This window comes from Mycobacteriales bacterium (assembly GCA_035504215.1).
In the GTDB taxonomy this organism is placed as follows: Bacteria; Actinomycetota; Actinomycetes; order JAFAQI01; family JAFAQI01; genus DATAUK01.
The window spans coordinates 1-23,095 of the sequence record DATJSI010000032.1 but is presented as its reverse complement, the minus strand read 5'-3'; the positions used below and the strand labels follow the sequence as shown (position 1 = coordinate 23,095).

Sequence of the window (23,095 nt, the reverse complement as noted above, 5' to 3'; positions counted from 1 at the left end):
GCCACGACAAACCGGGCACGAGGAGCGCCGCTATCCGTCGGAGCGTCGGGTCCACGACCAGACCGTGCCGCTCAGCTCTCGCAGTTCACGACATGCTCGCCGACGCACGTGTCGGTGCCGGGACCGCCATCGATGATGTCCACCCCGGGCCCGCCGTTGATCGTGTCGTTGCCGCCGTTGCCGTAGAGCGTGTCGTCGCCCGGGCCACCGTCGATCACGTTGTCGTTGTCGTCACCGTTGATCACGTCGTTGTACGACGAGCCGATCACGTTCTCGACGTTCTCGATCCGGTCGCCGCCGTCGTACCTGGCGAAGCCATCACGCAGGTCGACACTCACGGCTCTCGGCGAGTCGGCGAAGCTGACGGTGTCCGTCCCATCGCCGCCGTCCATGATGTCGGCGCCCGGGCCGCCGATCAGCATGTCGTCCCCGCCGTTGCCGAACAGCTCGTCTCGACCGGCGCCGCCGTTCAGCAGGTTGTCGCTGTCGTTGCCCGTGATGACGTCGTTGAACTCGGTGCCGATGACGTTCTCGACGTTGGCCACCGTGTCCGTGTCCTGCCCGACGATTACGCCGGTCTCGAGGTTCGCGTTGATCGCAACGGGCGACGAGGAGTCGACGATCGTGTCGGATCCATCGCCGCCGTCGTAGGAGTCGGCTCCGGGACCGTCGTAGAACGTGTCGTCGCCCTCGCCACCGGTGACCGTGTCGTCGCCCGGACCGGAGTAGATGACGTCGTTGCCGTCTCCGCCGTCGATCGTGTCGTTCCCCGAGATGTCAGTGATGAGGTCATCGCCGCCGAGCCCGTTGATCGTGTCGTCGCCGGGGCCGCCGTGGATCCGGTTGTCCTCGTCGTTGCCGGTCAGGGTGTCGTCGAAGATCGAGCCGCGGATGTCCTCGAAGTTCGCCAGCGTGTCGTTGCCCTGCCCGGTCGCCACCCCGGTCTCGAGGTCCACGTTGACCGGCGACGCCGAGCTCTTGTAGCTGACCTCGTCAATGCCATCGCCGCCGTCGAGCGTGTCGTCGGCGGGGCCGCCCACGATGATGTCGTTGCCGCCCATGCCGTCGATGGTGTCGTTGCCGAGGCTGCCGGACAGGTCGTTGTTGTCGTTGTTGCCGATGATCGTGTCGTCGTACAGCGACCCGGAGGCGTCGAGGACGTTCTCGATCGTGTCGTTGCCCCATCCGGTCGCGGTGCCGGTCATCAGGTCGATCGTGACCGGCCCCGGGGCGTCCTCGTAGGTGACCTGGTCCTCGTACCCGATGTTCGAGCGTGGTTCGGTCGGGTCGGCGCCGTCGATCAGGTCGTCGCCGGCACCACCGGTCAGCGTGTCGTTTCCATAGCCGCCGTAGATCCGGTCGTTGCCGCCTTGGCCATCGATGATGTCGTTGCCACCGAGACCGCGAAGGACGTTGTCGGCGTCGTCGCCGGTGATGATGTCGTTGCCCTGGGAGCCGACCACGTTCTGGATGTTGGTGAACATGTCGTAGTGGACCGAGTGGGCGATGCCGAGCCGGAGGTCCACCGTGACCCCACCGTTGCGGCCGAATGCGCGCGCGAAGCTGATCGTGTTCTCGCCCGTACCGCCATCGATCGCGTACTTCCCGTCCTCGGTGTCGAACCTGTCATTGCCCCCGCCACCCTGTTCGATGTTGGTGCCGAACGGCGAGAAGAACATGTTGTCCGCGTCGTTTCCGACCAAGACGTTGTCGTTGTTGCTGAAGACGACCGCCGACTCGATGTTCGTGAACGTCTCCGAGCCGTCGCCCTTCTCGATCCCGGTCGAGAGGTTCACGGTGATGCCCGAGCGGTCCTTCATGAACGGCCGGTACAACGTGATCTTGTCCGTGCCCGCACCGCCGTCGAGCACGTCCGTGCCCTTCGGCACGGCATTCCGGAAGCGGAATGGGGATCCACCCGCGAGTACGTCGTTCCCATCGCCACCCGAGAGGTGATCGGACCCTCCGCCACCGAAGAGAACGTCGTTGCCCGCTTCGCCGAAGAGCTGATCGCTCCCCGTGCCGCCGCTCAAGCGGTCGTTGCCCGCCCCGCCATGCAGGATGTCGTCGCCCGATCCGCCGGCGATGTTGTCGTTGCCGTTGCCGCCGAGGAGCTGATCCGCGCCGGTGTCCCCGTTGATGACGTCGTTGCCGTCGCCTCCGTTGATCGTGTCGGGACCGGCACCACCCTGGATGTAGTCGTTGCCCGCTCCGCCGTCGATGACGTCGCGGGCGTTGCCACCGGAGATGTTGTCGTCACCGTCACCACCGTTGAGCACGTCTCGGCCGCGCCCACCGATCAGGCTGTCGTTGCCCGCGCCGCCGACCAGGGTGTCGTTGCCACCTTGGCCGTTGAGCTGGTCGTTGCCCGGGCCGCCGCTGATCTTGTCGTTGCCGCGGCCACCCAGGATCACGTCGTCGCCGGGCCCGCCGCAGATGAGGTCGTTGCCGCCGCCGCCGTTGATGGTGTCGTTGCCGCCGAGCCCGACGATGACGTCGTTGCCCGGCGTACCCAGGATGTCGTCATCCTTCGCGGTGCCGACGATCGTCGCCTTGTGGCCGAAGCAGAACAGCGAGCCGGAGCGGGCGCCCGCGGACGCAGCGCTCGCCGGTGGCGCGACCCACACGCCGATCACCAGCCCGGCGCTTGCGGCTACGGCGAGAACTCGGCGCGCGCTGCGCCGGCGGGACCATGCAGACATCGGACACCCCTTCGAACGATCCTTTGCCACCTCAACGCCGGGCAGCCGGCCGAGGTTGACATCGAGCGATCGTCCCGCAGACCCCCCGGATGCCCAGAGGCTTGCGCCGGTTGGTCGCAGCGGGTGCACCAGGCGGCCAACACGACGGTCACTGCTGTACTGCAACGATGCGGGTGCTCTCGATCAACGAGGCCGAGCTGCCTGCTGCGTTTAGGGCACAGGTGGTGGCCGCCAGCCGCGAGGCCTGGCCGGCCGACCCTGCCGATGCCGGCTCGGCCGTCGAGGCCGGGCACGACCCGCAGCTGTCTCCCCTGGCGATGCTGCTGCTCGACGGGGACGTCGTGGTCTCGGCCCTGACGGTGCTGTCGAAGGGCATCGAGCATCTCGGCCGGCGCTACGCCGCTTCCGGGCTCAGCGCGGTGGTGACACCGACTCGGTTCCGGCACCGGGGCTACGGCGAGCGCCTCGTGACCGCGGCGCACGACGCCCTGGCGGCCGGAGGCATCGATCTCGGCATCTTCACCTGTGACCGTCCGCTGCAGGCGTTCTACGAGCGAGCCGGGTGGCGGGTGCTGCCGGGCACCGTCGTCATCGGCGGCACGCCGGAAGCTCCGTTCCCCAGTGACCAGGCCGGGTTCGACAAGGTGACGATGGGTGCGTTGTTCTCCGCTCGTGCTCTCGCGCACGCGACGGACTTCGACAACGCGCGGATCGCCCTGCATCCTGGCGACGTCGACAAGCTGTGGTGAACCGCAGCGCTCGGGGAGGCCTCAGATTGAGAAACCGACCGGCGCGGACAGCCGCGCCCGCCAAGGCCGCTCGATGAGTGACCCGAGAGTGTTGTCCTACCGCCCGGCCGAGGGCGAGTACGCCTGGACCTTCGGCGGGGTGGCGCCGGTCGCGAGGGTGGCTCCGGGCACGATCCTCGAGCTGTTCACCGAGGACTGCTTCGCCGGTCGGGTGCGCAGCGAGGGCGACCTGGTGTCGGAGGTCTGCGAGTTCCCGTTCATCAACCCGCAGACCGGTCCGTTCTACATCGAGGGCGCCGAGCCGGGCGATACGCTGGCAGTCCACTTCGTCTCCATCCGGCCGGCTCGCGACTGGGCCGCATCCACGACGGTTCCGCTGTTCGGCGCGCTCACGAGCACCCACGCGACCGCGACCCTGCAGGAAGCGCTGCCGGAGATCGTCTGGATCTGGCAGCTGGATCGGAGCCGCAACCTCTGCCGGTTCGAGTCGCGCTTCGGTGACTGGACGGTCGACGTACCGATGTCCGTCATGCACGGAACGGTCGGCGTCGCGCCGCCCAACCTCGAGGCCCGATCGGCGTTGGTGCCCGACGTCTTCGGCGGCAACATGGACACGCCCGAGATGACCGAGGGCGTGACCTGCTATCTCGGCGTCAATGTCGAAGGCGCGCTGTTCTCCCTCGGGGACGGCCACGCCCGACAGGGCGAGGGCGAGACCTGCGGAGTCGCCGCCGAGTGCGCGATGGACACGGTCGTCGTAGTCGACCTCATCAAGGGCCGGCCGTGCCCCACCCCGCGGATCGAGTCCGACACGCATCTGATGAGCGTCGGATCGGCCCGACCGCTCGAGGACGCGTTCCGCATCGCGCAGGCCGATCTCGTCTCGTGGGCCTGTTCCGCGTTCGGCCTGCACCAGATGGACGCCTACCAGCTGCTTTCACAGGTCGTCGAGTCACCGCTCGCCAACGTCGTCGACACCAACTACACGTCGGTGGCAAAGGTGGCGAAGCGCTACCTCCCTCCGCGTCCGGTGTTCGACGACGCGCATCAACGAATGCGCGCGATGGCCGCGACCTATCGCAGCTGAGCACGAGCGGCGAGCCGGGCTCGGACCGACCCCCACTCCGCGTCGAGGATCGAGTAGTAAGCCGTATCCCTCAGGCCACCGTCGCTTGCCGGGGAGTGCGCGCGCAGGACACCGTCGAAGCAGGCGCCCAGCCGCTCGATCGCGGCGCGCGAGCGTGCATTTCGCGCGTCGGTCTTGAGCGTCACCCGCTTGCAGCACCAGACCTCGAAGGCGTGGGTCAACATCAGGAGCTTGCAGTCGGTGTTGACGCCGGTACGTTGCGCGTCGGCGGAGTACCACGTGCTTCCGATCTCCGCGACCGTCGGTGGGCTCTGGTCGGACGGCTCCGGCCCCGGCAGCCCGGGCACCCAGGCCCCGGTCGAGGCGAACACGGCGAGGTCGAGGAACCGGGTCGAGCCGACCAGCGCACCGTCGGAGCACCGGCGAACGGCGAACGGCACGGACGTCCCGGTCGCCTGCCCGATCAGTGCCGCCTCGACGTATCCGCGCGTGTCCGCCGGGCCAGTCGGCACCCAGGTGAAGCCGTAGGCCGCCCGGTCCTGGGCGGCGGCAGCGGCCAACCCCTCGACATGACTCAGGTCGAGGGGTTCGAGCGTCACGACAGAACCGGACAAGGTGATCGGGCTCAGCACCCGTCCATGATGAGGGTTGATCATGGTGGGTAGCGTTGTGAGGGGTACGCCCGAAGGGCGACGGCAAGTGTTGGCAGCCGGAACGACGGCACGGTGACAAGGGGGTTGTGGCTATGACCGCAACAGTGGAGTACAAGGTCGTCAACCCGGCGACGGGCGAGACGGAGAGCGAGTTCCCGACCGCGACCGACGCAGAGGTCGACGACGTACTCGCACGCGCGCACAGCGCGTTCGGATCGTGGCGGACCAGTGCCATGGCTGACCGCGCCGCGATCGTGAACCGGGTCGCCGACCTCTACGAGGAGCGTCGCGAAGCGCTCGCGCTGCTCATCACGCGGGAGATGGGCAAGACGACCGCGGACGCGCTCGGCGAGGTGGACTTCGTCGCCGAGATCTACCGCTACTACGCGAACAACGCCGCCGACCTCCTGAAGGACGAGCCGCTGCCTTCGGAGACGCCGGGCGAGGCGTGGGTCCGCAAGTCGCCGATCGGGCCGATCCTCGGCATCATGCCGTGGAACTTCCCCTACTACCAGGTCGCCCGCTTCGCCGCTCCGAACCTCATGATCGGGAACACGGTCGTGCTCAAGCATGCGCCGCAGTGCCCGGAGTCGGCGCTCGCGATGGAGCAGGTCTTCCACGATGCAGGGCTGCCGGCAGACGCCTACATCAACGTCTTCCTCTCCAACGAGCAGGCCGCGCGGATGATCAGCGACCCGCGAATTGCCGGTGTGTCAGTGACCGGCAGCGAGCGCGCCGGCACCGCGGTTGCCGCAGTTGCCGGGCAGAACCTGAAGAAGGTCGTCCTCGAGCTCGGCGGCTCTGATGCCTACATCTTCCTCAGCACCAACGACATCAAGCAGGCCGTGCAGGACGCGGTCGCCGCCCGCATGGAGAACGCGGGCCAATCCTGCAACGCAGCCAAGCGGATGATCGTGATGGACGACATCTACGACGAGTTCGTCGACCTGTTCACCCAAGCGATGTCCGAGCTCAAGACCGGTGACCCGACCGACCCGAATACCAACTTCGGGCCGCTCTCGTCCGAGCAGGCGGCCAAGAACCTGATGGCGCAGATCGAGGACGCGGTGAGCAAGGGCGCCACGGTGCGCACCGGCGGCCGCCGTCCCGACGGTCCCGGTGCCTTCGTCGAGGCAACCGTGCTCACCGATGTCACCCCGGACATGCGCGCCTACCACGAAGAGCTGTTCGGTCCGGCGGCCGTCGTCTACAAGGTGTCCAGTGCGGACGAGGCGGTCGCGCTCTCGAACTCCTCGTCGTACGGGTTGGGCGGCGCGATCTACAGCACCGACATCCCGGCCGCCATCGAGCTCGCCGACCGGCTCGACACGGGCATGGTCTGGATCAACGAGCCCGAGGGCGGCGGCGCCGACCTGCCGTTCGGAGGGACGAAGCGCTCCGGCGTCGGCCGGGAGCTCGGCCCGCTCGGCATCGACGAGTTCGTCAACAAGAAGCTGATCCACGCCCCCGCCCAGGAGGCGTAGGCGCCCACTAGGCGGGCGCGGGCGCCATCGAGTCGACGACGGTCGCGATGTCGGCCTCGGTCGTGAGCGGGTTGACGATCGCGAGCCGGGTGCAGGTCCGGCCGGCATGCCGCGTCGGTACGACGAAACCGACCTGCTCGTCGAGCAGCCGGGCGCTCCAGGCCGAGTAGTCGGCCGGCTGCCAGCCGACCCGTTCGAACACGAGCACGGTCAGCTGCGGCTCGACGAGCAGCCGGAGATGGTCGGCGGCACGGATCAGCTCCGCTCCCGCTCTCGTGACCGCAAGCGTGCGCTCCACCGCGTCGCGGTAGGCATCGGTGCCATGGGTGGCGAGGGAGTACCAGAATGGCAGGCCGCGTGCGCGGCGGGTGAGCTGGACCGCGTAGTCAGATGGGTTCCATTCGCCCTCGACCGTGATCGGGTCGAGGTAACCCGCGTGCTGGGTGTGCGCCGCCCGTGCGATCGCCGGATCGCGGTAGAGCAGTGCGCACGAGTCGAACGGCGCGAACAGCCACTTGTGCGGGTCGACGATGAACGAGTCGGCGTGCTCGATGCCGGCGTAGAGGTCGCGGATGCTGGGCGCGGCCAGCCCGGCGCCGCCGTACGCGCCGTCGACGTGCAGCCACCACTGGTGGTCGCGCGCGACGTCCGCGATGCCGGCGATGTCGTCGACGATGCCGAGGTTGGTCGAGCCTGCGGTCGCCACAACCGCAAAGATCCCGTCGCGGACCTCTGGGCGCAGGCCCCGCACGGTCTGCGCCAGAGCGGCGCCCACGAGACGCCCTCGATCGTCGCCGGGCACGTCGACGACATCGACGTCCATGACGACCTCGAGCTCGTGCCGCACGGACGAGTGCGTTTCGGCGGTGACACACACGGCCCAACGTCGCGGCCGCCCGCCGCGCGTCCGTAACGCGTGTTCGCGGGCGGCAACGAGGGCCGAGAGGTTGCCGACCGTGCCGCCCTGGACGAAGACGCCGCCGGCCGTCGCCGGCAGGCCGGCGAGGTCGGCGAGCCACCGCAGCGCCTGGTTCTCGGCGTAGACCGCGCCCGACCCCTCCAGCCAGGAGCCGCCGTACACGCTCGAGGCGCCGACCAGCATGTCGAACCCCGCCGCGGCCTTCGTGGGCGCGCTCGGGATGAAGGACAGGTAGCGCGGGTGGTCGACCGAAAGGCAGGCCTTCGCAAGGACGTCCGACCACAGCCGCAGCGCTTCGCCGGCGCCGATCCCGCCCGGCGTGATGGTCGGTCCGACCAGGTCGGCGAGCTCCTCGGGCGTTCGCGGGCGGTCCAGCGGTGCCCGCATCATCAACCGGTGCAGGCAGTACTCGGCGAGCGCGCGGGCGGCCGCTGTGGCGTCGTCGGAGTCGGCGTGCACCAACGGATCCGTTCGTTCGGGAGCCGCTGCGCACCGCGGCGGCATCCCGGAATCTAGCCGCCGAGCGTTATCCGCGGTTGTGGCGGGAACCCGCGCACCCTCACCCCAACGGCCGATAAGCCGCCACATATGTGTTCATCTGCCACGCCGGTAACACCCGTATAGCGGTGATTGTCCTCTAACGTCCGGGGGTCTATTTTTCCCTGGTCCCCGCTAACCGGGCGAAGGGACGGCGTCCGGCATCGTCAAGCGCCGGAGAGGGAGAGGCATCCATGAGATCTGCCCGATCATGGGTCACGCTGGGAGCAGCGGGGCTCGCCATGTCTGCCAGCGTGGCAGCAGTGGGCATCCCCACTGCGTCCGCGGCAGGCGCGGTGCATCGCGCCGACTTGCGCGGCTCGATGAGTTCGGCGGTCGCTCGCAGCAAGCCAGCGGGCAAGATCGCGGCGAGCAGCCGGGTCAAGTTCGACCTGACACTGCAGGTTCGCCACGCAGCCGCCGAGCGGGCACTGGCGCGCGCCGTCTCGAGCCCTGGCAACAAGCAGTACCACCACTACATCACTGACGCGCAGTGGCTGAGCCGCTTCGGCCCGACCACCGCTGCGGTCAGCCGTGCGGAGAGCTGGCTACGCAAGCAGGGCTTCACAGTGGGCAAGGTCGCGAACACGCGATTGTTCATCCCCGCTTCGGGTACCGCGAAGCAGGTCGAGAAGGCATTTGCCACCGGCCTGGGGCTGTACAAAGTGCAGGGGCACAAGGTGCGCCTCGCGACCAAGACCCTGTCGATCCCGACCTCGCTGTCCGGCACGGTCGCGGGTGTCGTCGGCGTGAACCAGTACCGCAACACGCCGGACCTCTCTCGCGTATCCAAGGCGACCGCACACGGCAACGCGAAGTCGAGCGACTCCGAACCGGCTCCGCCGACCGGCTTCCGCAACCCCAAGCCGTGCTCGGCATACTGGGGGCAGCAGACGGACACGGCTGACTCCTCCTCGCTGTATGCGCCGTACACCGGCCACGCTTACGACATCTGTGGCTACAGCCCGTACCAGCTGCGGGGTGGCTACGGGATCCAGAAGGATCTCAAGAACGGCATCGACGGCTCCGGCGTCACGATCGCGATCGTTGACGCGTACGACTCGCCGACGCTGCTCGCGGACGCTCAGCACTACTACTCGCTGAACGACGCGGCTCACCAGATCAAGTCCAGCCAGTTCACCAACATCGAGCCCGCAAGCGTCGGCAACGAGGACGAGTGCGCGGCGAGCGGTTGGTACGACGAGCAGTCGCTCGATGTCGAGTCCTCGCACGCGATGGCACCCGGTGCCAACATCGAGTACGTCGGAGCCGACGACTGCTTCGACAGCAGCCTGCTGGCCGCGCTGACGACCGCCATCACCAGTGGCGCGTCGGTGGTCAGCGACTCCTGGGGCGACACCCTGGGCGACCTGCTCGAGGATGCAGACGCCAAGACCGCGTTCGACAACGCGTTCGTCATGGCCGAAGCGACCGGCGTCAGCGTGCTGTTCTCGTCAGGCGACGACGGCGACAACTTCGCCGACTTCGGCCTCAATGTTCCGGACTACCCGCCGACCAGCCCCTACGTGACCGCCGTGGGTGGGACGTCGCTGGAAGTCGGGGCGAACGACTCCCGGATGGCCGAATACGGCTGGTCGACCGCGAAGCAGACGCTGTGCGTGAGCTCCACCACCAACTGCGGGTCGGCGACCTCGCCGGCCGGCGCACTGGCCTTCCAGGCCGGCGGTGGCGGTGGCACCAGCTACTACTACACCCAGCCGTATTACCAGGCTGGCGTGGTGCCGGCGGCACTTGCCTTGCGGAACGAGAACATCTTCGGTCCGCAGCCGCTGCGGGTGGAGCCGGATATCTCGATGGACGGCGACGCCCAGACTGGCATGCTCATCGGTCTGACCCAAACCTTTGGGGACGGCGTACACTACGGCCAGTTCAAGGAAGGCGGCACCAGCCTCGCCTCGCCGCTGCTTGCCGGCGTCATCGCTGACACCGACCAGGCATCCGGCGTGTCCGAGGGCTTCATGAACCCGACGCTGTACAAGGCGTACGGCGAGACCGAGAGCGCATTCAACGATATCGTGCCTCCGGCCAACGCCGACGCTGCGTCTGTCATCCGGGTTGACTACGCCAACACAATGAACTCCGAGGATGGCTACGTGGTCAGCCTCCGAGTTCTGGACTATGAGGGTTCCGAGACGTACTGCGACGCGACCGGCAACTGCGCGACGCGGCCCGTCACCCTCTCCACGGCCCCGGGCTTCGACAGCCTGACCGGTCTGGGAACGGCTGGACCATCGTTCGTCCAGGAGATCTCCAAGTTCTAGAAGAGATCCGCTCGAAGTAGGCGAGGGCGGGCACTGCGCAAGCAGTGCCCGCCCTCGACCCTTTCCGTCGCCGGGGCCGGCGGCCGCGGTCCGGTCGGATCAGGTCAGACGGCGCTCGGTAGCCCAGCGGGTGAGCTGGTGGCGGGTCGAAAGCTGCAGCTTACGCAGCACCGACGAGACGTGGCTCTCGACCGTCTTGGTGGAGATGAACAGCTCGCGGGCGATCTCCTTGTAGGTGTAGCCGCGGGCGATCAACCGCAGGACCTCGCGCTCGCGGGCGGTGATCTGGTCGAGCTCCGGATCGGACGCCGCCCGGTCCGGGATCTCGGTCGGGGCCGCGGCGAACGCATCGAGCACGAAGCCCGCGAGCCGCGGCAGGATGACGGCCTCCCCCGCCGCGACCCGCTCGATCGCGTCGACCAGGTCGTCGGCCGAGATCGTCTTCGTGACGTAGCCCCTGGCTCCTGCTCGCACGACCGCGATCACGTCCTCCGGTGCATCCGAGGCCGAGAGCGCGAGGAAACGCACGTCGGGGTGCCTCGCCTTCACAGCGGTGACGACATCCTGCCCGCCACCGGAGGGCAGATGGACATCAAGAAGTACGACGTCCGGCGTTGCCGAGTCGATCACCGCGACCGCCGCGGCGACGTCGTCGGCCTCACCCACCACCTCGACCCGGTCGCCGAGCTCCGACCGCACGCCGGAGCGGAACAGGCCATGATCGTCGACGATCACCACCCGCCGGCGGGCCGGCGGCCCGGAGGTCACGACCGGCTCTGCTCGCGATCACGCGCGGCGCGCGGCATCGCGAGCGAAACCTCGGTGCCCTCGCCGAGCGTGCTGCGCACGATCGCCGTACCGCCGCGCCTGGTGACCCGGCCGCGAATCGACTCGGCAACCCCCTTCCGGTCACCGGGCACCGCTTCGGGATCGAAGCCGGCACCACGGTCGCGGACGAACACAGACACGGTCGTCGCCTCGACCTCGGCGAAGACCGACACTGCCGGACAGCCCGACCACTTCGCGGCATTGACGGTCGCCTCGCGGGCCGCAGCAAGCAGCGCAGCCAGTCCGTCGTCGAGCGGGCAGTCACCGACCGTGATCGCCTCCACCGTGACGCCGTGCGCGGCCTCTACGTCCTGCTGGATCAGCCGGACCCCGGCGGCGACGGTGAGGGCATCGTCCGGGATCGTGCCCGGGGCACGGCCGTCGAACAGCCAGGCCCGCAGCTCGCGCTCCTGGGCGCGCGCCAGCTGGATCACGCGGTGCGGGTCGTCGGAGTGCAGCTGGATCAGTGCGAGGGTCTGGAGCACGGAGTCGTGCACCCGCGCGGCAATGTCGGCACGCTCCTCGGCACGCGCTCGTGCCTGCCGCTCGAGGACGAGGTCGCGAGCGATGCGCAGCCACCACGGTCCGAGCAGAACGAGAACCGCCGCAAGGATCAGGACCAGCCCGCTGAGCGGGCGCAGCAAGGCCACGCTCTCACGGCCGTGCAGCACGGTGGCGAGACCGCTGATGAGCAGGATCACCGCGGCCACGACCCGGATCACGCGCACCCAACGACCGCGGCGCCGGCCGGTGCCGAAGACTGCACCCGCGATCACGCGCAGGCCCGCCTGCTCCTCCGGCGTACTGTTCCGGGCGATCAGCACCAGGCCGCCGGCACTGATCACGATGGGCACGGCCAGGGCGCCCAGCCAGTGCACGCCGAGCGCCGACGCCGTGAACAGCACCACCAGCAGCGCTGAGCACAGCGCGGCGGCGTAAGCGATACCGCGGCGGTCCGCGAGGGCGGCCGGCGCGATCGGCCGCGGGGCGTCACCGGCCGGTAGCACGAGCCAGCCCACCACGTAGACCACCAGACCGAAGCCGCTCAGGAGCGCCGTCAGCACGAACGCAAGCCGGACGATCGTCACGTCGACGCCGGTCCAGGCCGAGAGCCCGGCCGCGACGCCGCCGAGCATGCGATCGTCGGTCGAGCGGCGCGGCGGCCCCTTGCGGGCGGGACCCCGCCAGCGGCCGTGTCGGCGCCGGCCGCGCCAGTGCTCCCACTGGGGCGGCGCCGGGCGATGGTCCGTGCTCACTCCTCGATGATGCCCGTGATCCGGCTCGGGCCGCATCCGGATCAACCCCGATCCGACCCGGAAGGATCAGGGATCGTTCCGGGCTGATCCCGATTGGCAGCCGGCTCGCGCCACCCGACGCTGGGGCCATGGATACGACAACCCCCAACCCCCAGGACGGCTGGCGTGCTCGGGTGCTCCAGCGCCCGGTGATGGACCGGATGCTCGCCGGCGTCGCGGTCGGCGTCGCCGACTACCTCGAGGTCGACGTCACGTTGGTCCGCATCGCCCTCGTCGCCCTGACCTTCGTCGGTGGCGCCGGAATCCCGCTGTACGTCGCCGGCTGGCTGCTGATCCCCGAGGAGGGAACCGACCGCTCGATCGCGGCCGACTTCTTCGGCCGCCCGCCGCGCCCTACGACGACGAGCTGAAAGCGAGGAGACCGATGACCCCGACAAGCGGGCCACCCTGGATGCGCGGGCCGGCCGGCCGGCGCGGCTACCGCACCAGCGCCGGCGACCTGAGAGTCTCCGACGCCGAGCGGACCGAGGTCGCCGACCGGCTCTCGCGGCACTACGCCGACGGCCGGCTCGACCAGGCGGAGTTCAACGAGCGGCTCGAGCAGGCGATGTCGGCCAAGACGCAGTCCGACCTGGGCGGGCTGTTCTTCGATCTGCCTCCGGTCGACGAGTCCGGCAAGACCGTGTCAGCGCGGCCGCCCCGCCGCTCGCACCCGCTCGTGCACTACGTGCTGTTCGCGCTGCTCCTCGTCGTGCTCGTGAGCCTCGTCATCCACCTGGTGTTCTGGCCCTTCCACCACGGTCTGCTGCTGATCGCGGTCATCGTCGCGGTGCTGCTCCTGCGCCACGACCTCCGGCGCCGGCGCCACTGGTGATGCAGCCGGCGGATCAGACCAGCTCGAACCGCTTGCTGGTCGCCGACGATCCCCGGCTGTAGCTCGTGGACTTGGCCACCAGGTGGATGCGCAACAACAGGTGCTTGGGTGGCCGGGCGGAGGGATAGATGTTCAGCCCGCCCAGCGGCTCCGACGCGGTGCCGACAGCGACGGTGTACCAGCGACCCTTGTGCCAGGCCTGGACCTTGTAGCTCGCCGGTCGGCCACCGAGCAGCGGAAGGGTGGTGAACTCCACCCCGATCTGCCGGAACTTCCGGTAGACCGCGATCCCGTGGTGCATCGTGTGCTTGCCGGTAAAGCGCACCACGGTCTTCGAGTACACGACGTACTTCGCCGACACCGACGACGGGTAGGTCGACGCCGTACCCGGCACGATGGCCGTCACGCTGCCGCTGTAGAACGGCTGGAACGTGAGCCGGGCGACGCCCGACCTCGTGTCGACGACTCCGGCCGACACGAGCTGACCGGCCTCGGTCATCGTGAAGTTCACCGGTACGCCGTTCGACCCCGGGACCAGCGCAACGACGGTGCGATCCTTGCGGTAGCTGTGCACAGCAGGAATCTCGATCGAGACGGCCGTCTTCTTCGGCGCGATCGTGCTCGAGAAGAAGTAGATGCCCGGCAGGCCCTGACGGACCACGAGGCCGTAGACATGAGAACCGTCTGACGAGAAGGTCAGCGTCTGCGGGATCACGTGATCGTCGCTCGCGTTCGGTGTCCAGGTCTCCGGGAACGGCGAGGTCGTGTAGCGCTCCCACAGCACGGACTTGCTGGTGGCGCCGTAGAGGATGGCAGCGGCGGCGCCCGAGTCGAAACCGCCGGCGACGTAGTTGCCGTTCGGATCGGTGGCGACCGCCTCCGGGTAGGCGACGCCGGTGTAGGTCGCCGTCTGGTTCATGGTGGTCGCGTCGTACGCGGTGATCTGGTACGGCGCCGCCGACGTCACGAGTACGTCGTCCCCGTCGGCGGTAAACGCAAGGTCGCGGGGAGCCGTCTCGATGGACGCACTCGCCAGCTCGCTCACCGAGCCGTCAGCCGCCGCGGTGTATGTCGTCACCGCGTTGACCGCGTCGACGACGGCAAGCGTCGAGCCGCTTCCACGGACCAGCAGGCCACCGTAGTTGCCGGTCAGAGCTGGGAACGGCGTGCCGCCGGTGGCGGGGTCGACGCTCGACACCCCACCGCTGGAGTCACAGCCGTACGAGTAGAAGAGCCGGCCGCCGGCCAGCGCCAGGCTGGCCGGGCACGCGTCGACGGAGTACCGCGCGGTCTCCTTCATCGTCGCGGTGTCGATCACGGCGATCGCGCTCGCGCCGTTCAGCGCGACGTAGAGCGTGCTGCCGTCGGCGGAGGCCACCATGCCGTCGGCACCGGCCTCACCCACGAGCTCCCCGATCCGCGTGCCCGCGGCGGACAGCACCTCGATCCGAGATCCGTTCGGCCCGCTGGAGACGAACAGCCGGCCGTGCGCCTGCACCATCTGAGCCGCGCTGGACAGGCCGGTGATCGGGCTGGTCATCGGATAGGGCTGCGCGTTCGGCGTGGTGGCGACGGCGGTCCCGGCCGGCAGCAGCGGGGCCGTGCCCAGCGCAAGGGCCAGCACGAGGACAGCAGTACGAGTACGAACGACGCGCATCAGCCGATCCTTCTCATAGTCGGTCGTCTAACCCCATATTCGGTCGCAGGTCCTTGGTCCTGAAGAGGGCAATCGGACGAAACGGGACGGCAGGACCGTGCGTCCCGCTCGATGGCGCCCCCCTGTGGACGGCGGGCGAGGAACGGCCGCGATCGTCCCTACCGTTTCCGGGATGCGCGCGCGGCTAACCGTCCTCGAGGCTCGAACCGGCGCGTGTGCCGACGTCGAGCTCGACGCGCCGGACGGCACCTGCGCCGCCGGCGTCCTCATGGCGCTGCGTCGCGCGGTGGGCGCCGACCCCGGCGCCCCCATCGCGGTCGGCGAGCGGCGACCGGACCCCGACGCGGCGGCGATCGACTGCGGGTTGTGGGAGGGCACCGTCGCGGTCGTCGGCGGCCAGCCAGACAACGTGGTCGACGGTGCGGCGCTTGCTCTCGAGGTGGCGAGCGGCCCGGACGCCGGTCGCATCATCGCCTTGTCTGACGGACGAACGGTGATCGGCCGGAGCATGACCGGCCGCAGCGATCCGGCGCGAGCCGGCATCGCCGACCCCGCGATCAGCCGAGCCCACGCGGCGATCACGGTCTCGGGGTCGTCTCCGGCTGTGACCGCGACGCTGATGGAGCTCGGCTCGGCGAACGGCACGGCGGTGGACGGCGTAGCGATTCCCGCCGGCCGGTCGGTCGACCTATCCGTCGGGGCCTGGGTCGATGTCGGCACGTCCCGGCTCCGGGTCGCGTCGTGGCCACGAGCCGGCGAGGGACCCGCCGTCCTGCATCGGGCGCCGCGGCCCCGACGCCCGCCGGCACCCGGCCGGATCGAGTTCCCCGGCCCGCCGAGCGCACCCGCGCGCATCCGGGTGCCTTGGCTCGCGACCATGGTGCCGTTGGCCGGCGGCGTCGCGCTCGCCGCGGCATTGCGCCAGTGGCAGTTCCTGGCCTTCACCGCGCTGTCGCCGGTGATGATGCTCGCCCAGGCCGCGAGCGACCATCGCGACCGCAAGCGGGCCATCCGGGCAGCCAACGACCGGCATGCCGAGACCACCGCGGCTGCGAAAGCCACGCTCGGCGCGCTGATCGAGGCCGAACGTCGACGGCGGCATGAGGCCGCGCCCGACCTCGCGACACTGGCGCGAGTAGCGGCCAGCCGCGGCCCACTCCTGTGGAGCCGTGGGATGGACGACGAGGACACGTTGAGCCTGCGGCTCGGCTGCGGCGAGCTGCCCAGCGCGGTCACAGTCGCCGGTGCGGCGCCGCCGGCAGTGACCGACGTACCGGTGACCGTTCGCCTCGCCGCCGACGGTCCGCTGGGAGTATGTGGCGCGAGCGCCGCGGGGGGTCTGGTCCGCTCCTTGGTCGTGCAAGCCGCCACCTTGCACGCGCCGGGCGCCCTACGGATCGTGATCCTCGCGCCCGGCGGCGCGCCGAGCTGGGCCTGGGCCGGGTGGCTGCCCCACACGAGGTCGGTCATGGCGAGCCGGGCACTGGTCGGGTTCGACGACGTCCAGATCGCGGCCCGGGTGCGAGAGCTCGCCGGCGCTGCCGACCTCGAACCGGATCGGCCGCACACGCTGGTCGTCGTCGACGAGTGCGTGGCCCGCCTGACCCCGGCGGCCCGAATCGTGCTGGAGCAGCTCGGCGGCGACCGGACCAGCCTGGTCTGGTCGGCCGCCGACCCGGGCTGGCTTCCGGCCCGGACCGCGACGGTGGTGACGGTGAGCCAGGACCGGTGCCGAGCCGCGTTGCGACGACCGGACGGTACGACGGTCGCGGACATCCGCGCCGATCTGGTGAGCCCCGATGTCGCGGAGCGGATCGCCCGCCTGCTCGCCCCGTTGTCCGACGGTTCGGCACCGGTGTCGACCTCGCTACCCAGCTCGCTGCGGTGGGCGGATTTGGACCAGGTGAACCTCTCCGACCATCGGGCGGCAATCGACGCCCTGCGCCGCACGTGGGCCCGACCGGCAAGCACGCAGGTCGCGCTCGGGCGAACCGCGACGGGGCCGTTCACCCTCGACCTGTGCGCGGACGGACCGCACGCGCTCATCGCCGGCACCACCGGCTCCGGCAAGAGCGAGCTGCTGCTGACCCTGGTCGCCGGCCTGGTGGCGCGCAACGGCCCGGACCGGCTCTCCCTGCTTCTCCTCGACCACAAGGGCGGCGCCACGTTCGGTCGGTGTGCGGAACTGCCCCACACCGTCGGCGTCATCACCGACCTCCAACCCGACTCGACCCGGCGGGCTCTGCTGTCCCTGACCGCGGAGCTGCGCCGGCGCGAAACACGCTTGGCTGCCGCCGGCGTGACCGACTATGCGTCGTACGCCGACACGGGCTCGGCAGCCGAGCCGCTGACCCGTTTGGTGATCGTCATCGACGAGTTCGCGACGCTCGCCGGCGAGCAGCCCGATTTCGTCGATGGCCTGATCGGGATCGCGCGGCGGGGCCGGTCGCTCGGCGTCCACCTCGTCCTGGCCACTCAACGACCCGAGGGAGTGCTCTCGGCCGACATCCGCGCCAACACCCGGATCCGGGTGTGTCTCGCGGTGGCGGGCGAGAACGAGTCGCGCGACGTCATCGACTCGCCGGCCGCCGCCGCGATCAGCGCCACGACGCCGGGTCGCGCGTTCGCGAAGGTCGGCGCGGCTGCCCCGGTAGAGCTGCACACCGCTCGGGTGGGAGTGCGCAGCGAGCCGGTCGGCGTACGGGTTGCACTGTCGCCGGCAAGCGCGCTCGGAGACCCACCGGATGTGCCGATGCCAGGAGGAGGCGGCCGCACCGACCTCGACGTCCTGGTCGCGGCGGCGGCTGAGCTGGCAACCGAGCTCGACCTGCGTACGCCGACGCCGCCTTGGCGCCCGCCTCTGCCGCCGGTGCTCCCGCTCGCGAGCCTCGGCTCCGCTGCTGCTGGTGATGCCGACGAGGGCGACACGGAGCAGGTGCGATGGGGACTGGTCGACCTACCCGCCGAGGGCCAGCAGCGAGCCCTCACCTTCGACCTGGGCCGCGGGTCGAACCTCGTGATCGCCGGCACCGCGCGCAGCGGGCGGACCACGGCGGCCAGGGCGATCGCTCTTGCCGCTACTGGTCGGCGCTCCCCCGAGCAGCTGCACCTGTGGGCGGTCGATGCCACCGGCGACCTCGCGGATCTCGCCCTTCTGCCGCACTGCGGCGCCGTCCTCAGCGGGCGCGAGCACGACCGGCTGGAGCTCCTGCTCGATCACCTGAGCGCAGCGGTCGCGGAGCGGCGCCGCACCGGGCGCCCGGACCAGCCGGTGCTCATGCTCCTCATCGACTCGTGGGAGAGCGTCTGCGCAGCGGCGGACCGCCGGGACCCCGGCCGGATCGCCGATCGGCTGCTCAGGCTGGCGGCGGACGGGCCGGCCGCCGGCCTGCACCTGGTGACCACCACGGAGCGCGCCGGGCTCACCGGGCGGCTTGCAGCGGCGGGCGCCGAACGGATCGTGTTGCGCCCGGCCGACCCGAGCGACCTTGCGCTGGTCGGACTGCACTCGCGCGACATGCCCCGCGAGCTGCCGCCCGGACGCGGCTACCGAGCAAGCGACCTGGCGCTGATCCAGGTCGCGCGACCCGACGACGCCGACCTCGCCCGGGCCGCCGACTGGCCTCGGCCGCGATCCGGAGCTCGACGGTTCGACCCGCTGCCCGACCGGCTTCCCCTCGCCGTCGTGCAATCGCCGGTCGGGGCGGTCGGCCTCGGCGTGCGCGCCGGTGACCTCGCAGCGGTCTGCCTGCGGCCCGCCGAGCTCGGCGCGGGCTTCCTGGTCGCCGGGCCGCCCGGCGCCGGGCGCAGCAGCGCACTCGCGCTGATCGCGGCGCAGCTGCCGGACCGTCCGGTGATCGTGTGTGCACCCGCCGGCTCGCCGGTGCTCGACCGGCCCGAGGTGATCCCGCTCCCGATGGACGACCCGGACCCGATTGCACGCATCGATGCCGCGACCGGCTCCGGCCGGCGTCCACACCTCCTGGTCGACGATGTCGACCGACTCGAGAACGAAGCGTTGCGAGCCCACATCGAGCGATGGATCTCCTCAGCCGCCGACCCTGAGCAGGTGATCGTCCTTGCCGGGATCACCGAGGCGATGGCAGTGGCCTTCCGCGGGCCGGTCGCCCAGGCCAGGCGACGCCGGTGCGGCCTGCTGCTCTGCCCGATGGGCCCGCACGACGCCGACCTGTTCGGCGCCCGGCTGCCACCGGCATCAGGCGGGGACGACCCGCCCGGGCGAGGGTGGCTGCTCCAGCGGGGCCGGGCAGTCGGCCTCCAGCTGGCCGCCCTCGACCCGCGGCCCGATCAGCCGGCGGCGGGCACCCGGACCTCGGCGGCCCGAGCCTGCTCGGCGGAGTGAACCCGGTTGCGCCCGGACCGCTTCGAGGCGTAGAGCGCCCGGTCGGCCGCGCTCAGCAGGCCGGACGCGTCGATCCCGTCGTACGGGTAGGTGGCAACGCCTGCGCTGGCCGTCACCTTGACGTCCGTCGGCGCGTCCTGGACCGCGAGCCGCAGCCGCTCGGCGACCTGCAGCGCGAGCCCGGACGAGCAGCCCGGCAACACGGCCGCGAACTCCTCGCCGCCGTAACGGGCGATGGTGTCGTACTCGCGTCCGCACAGCTCGAGCGAGCGCGCGATCTGGCGCAGCACCGAGTCACCGACGACATGGCCGTGGTTGTCGTTGAGCAGCTTGAAGTGGTCGATGTCGAGCAGGACGACCGAGAGCCGGCCGTCGGTACGTGCCGCGCGGTTGAGCTCGCGATCCAGCGAGCGGTCGAATGCCCGGCGGTTCGCAAGCTCGGTGAGCCCGTCGGTCACCGCCATCTGCTGCACCCGAGCGAGCAGGTTCGCGTTGCGGATCGCGAGCGCGGCGTGACCCGCGTACCGCTCGGTCGTTGCGATGATGCGCCGCTCGATCCGCGCGCCCGACCGGTCGCCGGTCTCCGCGACGAGTACGGCGACCACCCCGTCGGCGACCAGCGGAACGATCGCGAGGTTCCGCGCGTCCGGCATCACTGCCGCGAGCCAGGGGTCAACGGTCTCGTCGACGTTCGAGACGAGCATCGTCTGCCGGCGGTCGTTCACCAGGCGCAGGACCGAGTTGTCACCGAGGCTGAAGTCCGCGACGACCGCGTCGACCAGGCCGTGCGCGGTCAGCATCCGCGGGCCGTGATCGGTGACCTCGAACAACGCCATCCGGCGGAACCCGAAGGTGTCGGCGAGGGCATCGATCAGCACGTCGCCGATGGACAAGGGGTCGTTCGCCTCTTCGAGGTCGCGACCCATCTGGGCCAGCTGCTCGAGCTCGAAGCGACGGCGGCGCAGCTCGCGTTCGTTGACTGCGGCCAGCGTCGCGGTCGTCAACGTCAGCGTCCACAGGGCGAAGATGAAGGCCACCATGCGGTACCACGCGGCGTTCGTCGCCGCCGTGTTGCCGATGCTCGCGAGAATGCCGTCCTTCTGGGCATAGAAGACCGACAGCAGCATCAGCGACTGCCAAAGCGCGACCTTCAGGCCGGTGCGGTACGACGCGAGGAGGGTGACGGCAGCGAGGTAGACGAGCACCAGATAGCGCACCGGGCCGTCGGTCCCACCGGTGAAGTAGGTCGCCGAGGCCAGGTAGATGCCGTCGATGATGAGCAGCACTCCGAACAGCCACAGGCCCGGGCTGTCGAGCAGCCGCCACAGGCCCTCGATCAGCCAGGAAAGCAGGAGATAGCCGAGTGCGACGCTCGCAATGAACATGAAGGACCGCTGGAGCGGCTGCGGGATGAGCGCGGCATCCAGCACGGTCATCGCCGCGAGGACGGCGCGCAGCACGCGCAGGTAGAGCAGACGCTCCCGGAGCGGCACGAGGTCGCTGGAGCGCTGCGCGGCGGCCATCATGGCCGGTCCCTTCGGCTCGGCGGTGGTTGGAACTCCACCGTGTCATCGGCAGCAACCGACGCCAGGGCAAGTTTTGGATCCCGGCGGTCGATCCGGTTCTGGACCACCAGGAAGACCAGGACGACCGCGATGAGCAGGAGCGGGAAACCGGTGCCCCCGCCGGCGGAGCTGATCGAGCGGAGGGCGCCGTGGACCGCGCCGACGATGTCATCGGTGATCCGGTTCGGGTGGACCAAGGGGTGGACGAACGGGACCGAGGTCACGTCCTTGCGCAGCTTCTGCAGCTGCTTGCGCACGACCCCAGGGAGCTTGGTCAGCGGGTTGCCACCGCCGGGGGTCTTGGTGCCCGTCGGGTGATGGCCGTTGTTCTGGTTGCCGCCCGGTGTGCCACCCGGACCGTGCGGCGGAACGCCGGCCCAGAACCAGTTCGCCGTTCCCGGTGCGCTCTGGACGTGTTCGGCGCCAACCTGGACGACGGACAGCGTGTAGTCACCCGGTGCGAGGTGGGTCATGTCGTACGTCGGATGCGCACCGCAGCCGCGCTGTGCCGAGACCACGCGGCCGTCGTGCAGCAAGGTGCAGAGGAACGAGTCGCTCGGGTTGCCGGCGACGCTCCAGACTGCGGTGACGCTCTCCCCGCTCGGAGCGCTTACCCGTGGCGCGCTCGGGACCAGCGCGTAGGACGACCAGGCCGGGAAGCTGACGTTCTGAGCCGCGTCGACCGCGACGACCTCGAGGGTGAACAGCCCGTCCGACATCCCGGTGAGGCTGTACGTCGTCGGGTTCGGGCAGACCGCCTCGGGCGAGACGACCGTGCCGTGGTCGCCGCCCTCACGCAAGGTGCACATGAACGTGACGCCGGACGGGCCGGAGACCGACCACACCGGGTGCCGGCTCAGCCCGGCGCCGCTCGACGGGTGCAGCAGGAAGACGGTCGGCCCGGCCGGCGCGGTGCTGTCAAGGGTGTACGTCGGTGACACCGCACTCGCCGAGTTTCCCGCCTCGTCGGTCAACGTGACGGTCAGGACATAGGGACCGTCACCGCCGTCCAGCAGGGTCGAGAAGTGATGCCCGCAGTCCGTCGTCGTGCTCGACCACAGCCGTGGTCCGGTCACGGTGCAGGTCGCGGTGTCGAGGTTGGTCGCGAGGTCGTTGAAGCCGAACTGCCAGGTCCACAACGGCGTCTTGCTGCTCGACCGGGTCGCGCTCGCCAGCCCCACCATCGGCGGCTCGGGAGGCGTCGTGTCGAGGACGTACGTCGCGGTGCCCGCCTGGCTCGTGTTGCCGGCCTCGTCCGTAGCGGTGACCGACAACGTGTAGGTGCCGTCTCGACCAGTGCCCGACAGGTCGACCGCAGTCGTCGCGCCACAGGCGATGGCCGACTGCGGCACGGTCGTCGCGCCGGTCATCGAACAGCTCAGCTTCACGCCCGGCTCGGTGTCCGTGACGAGGAACTGCGGAGTTACGACGTTTCCTGGTGACGAGGTGGGTGTCGCGAGGAGAACGACGGGAACCGGCGGCGGGGTGGTGTCCAGGATGTAGGTGGCTGTGCCTGCGGCGACGCTGGTGTTGCCGGCCACATCTGTTGCAGTCACGGACAGGATGTAGGTGCCGTCTCGACCGCTGCCCGACAGGTTGACGGTAGTCGTAGCACCGCAGCTGATCGCCGAGCTCGGAACCGTGGTCGCGCCGGTCACGCTGCACGTGAAGCTCACCCCGGACTCGCTGTCCGACACCGAGAACTGCGGCGACGTGACATTTCCGGGTGAGGATGCGGGGTTCGACAGCGTTACGGTGGGGGCCGGCGGCGGCGTCGTGTCCAGCGTGTAGGTCGCGGTGCCGGCCTGGCTGACGTTCCCGGCCGCGTCGGTCGCGGTCACGGACAAGGTGTAGACACCATCGCGACCCGGTCCACTGAGGACCACCGTCGTCGTGGCTCCACAGGTGATCGCCGCGTTCGGCACCGACGTCGGTCCGGTCACCGAGCACGAGTAGCTGTCGCCTGACTCGCTGTCGGTAACGCTGAACTGCGGCGACGTGTCGTTGCCGGGTGACGATGCCGGAACCGTCAGGGTCACCGTCGGTGCCGGCGGCGGCGTCGTGTCGCGAACCCAGGTCACGGTGGTGGAGGTCGCGTTGCCCGCCGGGTCGGTGGCCGTGACCACCAGCGTGTAGGTG

The 23,095-nt window shown here is 70.0% G+C and carries 15 protein-coding genes; 7 read left to right on the top strand and 8 right to left on the bottom strand.

Annotated elements, in window-relative coordinates:
- Positions 1–71 precede the first annotated feature (71 nt).
- The gene (locus VME70_03105; protein ID HTW19184.1) at positions 72–2,702 is read right to left on the bottom strand and encodes a calcium-binding protein; all 2,631 of its coding nucleotides are present in this window, start codon (positions 2,700–2,702) and stop codon (positions 72–74) included.
- Between the two features lie 167 nt (positions 2,703–2,869).
- On the opposite strand from VME70_03105, the gene VME70_03100 reads away from it, so the two are divergent.
- The gene (locus tag VME70_03100) at positions 2,870–3,451 is read left to right on the top strand and encodes a GNAT family N-acetyltransferase (protein ID HTW19183.1); all 582 of its coding nucleotides are present in this window, start codon (positions 2,870–2,872) and stop codon (positions 3,449–3,451) included.
- A gap of 73 nt (positions 3,452–3,524) precedes the next feature.
- Entirely contained in the window at positions 3,525–4,538 is a 1,014-nt protein-coding gene (locus VME70_03095; GenBank protein HTW19182.1) for an acetamidase/formamidase family protein, read from the top strand.
- Here VME70_03095 and VME70_03090 read toward each other — a convergent pair.
- The gene (locus VME70_03090; GenBank protein ID HTW19181.1) at positions 4,526–5,137 is read right to left on the bottom strand and encodes a GNAT family protein; all 612 of its coding nucleotides are present in this window, start codon (positions 5,135–5,137) and stop codon (positions 4,526–4,528) included. The two genes, VME70_03095 and VME70_03090, sit on opposite strands and share 13 nt — an antisense overlap.
- A 146-nt stretch (positions 5,138–5,283) precedes the next feature.
- Here VME70_03090 and VME70_03085 point away from each other — a divergent pair, with 146 nt between their 5' ends.
- Positions 5,284–6,675 (top strand): NAD-dependent succinate-semialdehyde dehydrogenase, encoded by a 1,392-nt coding sequence (locus VME70_03085; protein HTW19180.1) that lies wholly within the window; start codon positions 5,284–5,286, stop codon positions 6,673–6,675.
- 7 nt (positions 6,676–6,682) lie between these two features.
- Here the strand turns inward: VME70_03085 and VME70_03080 are convergent, their stop codons facing one another.
- Positions 6,683–8,053 (bottom strand): aminotransferase class V-fold PLP-dependent enzyme, encoded by a 1,371-nt coding sequence (locus tag VME70_03080; GenBank protein ID HTW19179.1) that lies wholly within the window; start codon positions 8,051–8,053, stop codon positions 6,683–6,685.
- 320 nt (positions 8,054–8,373) lie between these two features.
- Between VME70_03080 and VME70_03075 the strand changes: the two genes are divergently transcribed.
- Positions 8,374–10,413, top strand: coding sequence for a S53 family peptidase (locus VME70_03075; GenBank protein HTW19178.1), 2,040 nt, complete (start codon positions 8,374–8,376; stop codon positions 10,411–10,413).
- 99 nt (positions 10,414–10,512) lie between these two features.
- Here VME70_03075 and VME70_03070 read toward each other — a convergent pair whose 3' ends face one another.
- Together VME70_03070 and VME70_03065 are read right to left on the bottom strand one after the other, a co-directional pair.
- A complete protein-coding gene (locus VME70_03070; GenBank protein HTW19177.1) occupies positions 10,513–11,181 on the bottom strand; it encodes a response regulator transcription factor in 669 nt (222 codons plus the stop codon).
- Positions 11,178–12,497, bottom strand: coding sequence for a PspC domain-containing protein (locus VME70_03065; GenBank protein ID HTW19176.1), 1,320 nt, complete (start codon positions 12,495–12,497; stop codon positions 11,178–11,180). The genes VME70_03070 and VME70_03065 overlap by 4 nt, the downstream gene beginning before the upstream one ends.
- A gap of 128 nt (positions 12,498–12,625) precedes the next feature.
- On the opposite strand from VME70_03065, the gene VME70_03060 reads away from it, so the two are divergent.
- Positions 12,626–12,907, top strand: a complete 282-nt coding sequence (locus VME70_03060; protein HTW19175.1) for a PspC domain-containing protein — start codon at positions 12,626–12,628, stop codon at positions 12,905–12,907.
- A gap of 14 nt (positions 12,908–12,921) precedes the next feature.
- Positions 12,922–13,371 (top strand): DUF1707 domain-containing protein, encoded by a 450-nt coding sequence (locus tag VME70_03055; protein ID HTW19174.1) that lies wholly within the window; start codon positions 12,922–12,924, stop codon positions 13,369–13,371.
- A 13-nt stretch (positions 13,372–13,384) separates the two neighbouring features.
- On the opposite strand, the gene VME70_03050 is transcribed toward VME70_03055, so the two are convergent.
- Positions 13,385–15,028 (bottom strand): hypothetical protein, encoded by a 1,644-nt coding sequence (locus VME70_03050; GenBank protein HTW19173.1) that lies wholly within the window; start codon positions 15,026–15,028, stop codon positions 13,385–13,387.
- 172 nt (positions 15,029–15,200) lie between these two features.
- Between VME70_03050 and VME70_03045 the strand changes: the two genes are divergently transcribed.
- Positions 15,201–19,391, top strand: a complete 4,191-nt coding sequence (locus tag VME70_03045; protein HTW19172.1) for an FtsK/SpoIIIE domain-containing protein — start codon at positions 15,201–15,203, stop codon at positions 19,389–19,391.
- Here the strand turns inward: VME70_03045 and VME70_03040 are convergent.
- Entirely contained in the window at positions 19,337–20,917 is a 1,581-nt protein-coding gene (locus tag VME70_03040; protein HTW19171.1) for a GGDEF domain-containing protein, read from the bottom strand. The two genes, VME70_03045 and VME70_03040, sit on opposite strands and share 55 nt — an antisense overlap.
- A partial coding sequence (locus VME70_03035) for an Ig-like domain-containing protein (GenBank protein HTW19170.1) occupies positions 20,914–23,095 on the bottom strand: 2,182 nt, incomplete at its 5' end. The genes VME70_03040 and VME70_03035, both read right to left, overlap by 4 nt.

What these genes read in the sequence shown, in the direction of transcription:
- VME70_03105 (HTW19184.1), bottom strand. Translation starts at nt 2,702, where the DNA reads ATGTCTGCATGGTCCCGCCGGCGCAGCGCGCGCCGAGTTCTCGCCGTA.
- VME70_03100 (HTW19183.1), top strand. Translation starts at nt 2,870, where the DNA reads ATGCGGGTGCTCTCGATCAACGAGGCCGAGCTGCCTGCTGCGTTTAGG.
- VME70_03095 (HTW19182.1), top strand. Translation starts at nt 3,525, where the DNA reads ATGAGTGACCCGAGAGTGTTGTCCTACCGCCCGGCCGAGGGCGAGTAC.
- VME70_03085 (HTW19180.1), top strand. Translation starts at nt 5,284, where the DNA reads ATGACCGCAACAGTGGAGTACAAGGTCGTCAACCCGGCGACGGGCGAG.
- VME70_03075 (HTW19178.1), top strand. Translation starts at nt 8,374, where the DNA reads ATGTCTGCCAGCGTGGCAGCAGTGGGCATCCCCACTGCGTCCGCGGCA.
- VME70_03060 (HTW19175.1), top strand. Translation starts at nt 12,626, where the DNA reads ATGGATACGACAACCCCCAACCCCCAGGACGGCTGGCGTGCTCGGGTG.
- VME70_03055 (HTW19174.1), top strand. Translation starts at nt 12,922, where the DNA reads ATGACCCCGACAAGCGGGCCACCCTGGATGCGCGGGCCGGCCGGCCGG.
- VME70_03050 (HTW19173.1), bottom strand. Translation starts at nt 15,028, where the DNA reads ATGCGCGTCGTTCGTACTCGTACTGCTGTCCTCGTGCTGGCCCTTGCG.
- VME70_03045 (HTW19172.1), top strand. Translation starts at nt 15,201, where the DNA reads ATGCGCGCGCGGCTAACCGTCCTCGAGGCTCGAACCGGCGCGTGTGCC.
- VME70_03040 (HTW19171.1), bottom strand. Translation starts at nt 20,917, where the DNA reads ATGATGGCCGCCGCGCAGCGCTCCAGCGACCTCGTGCCGCTCCGGGAG.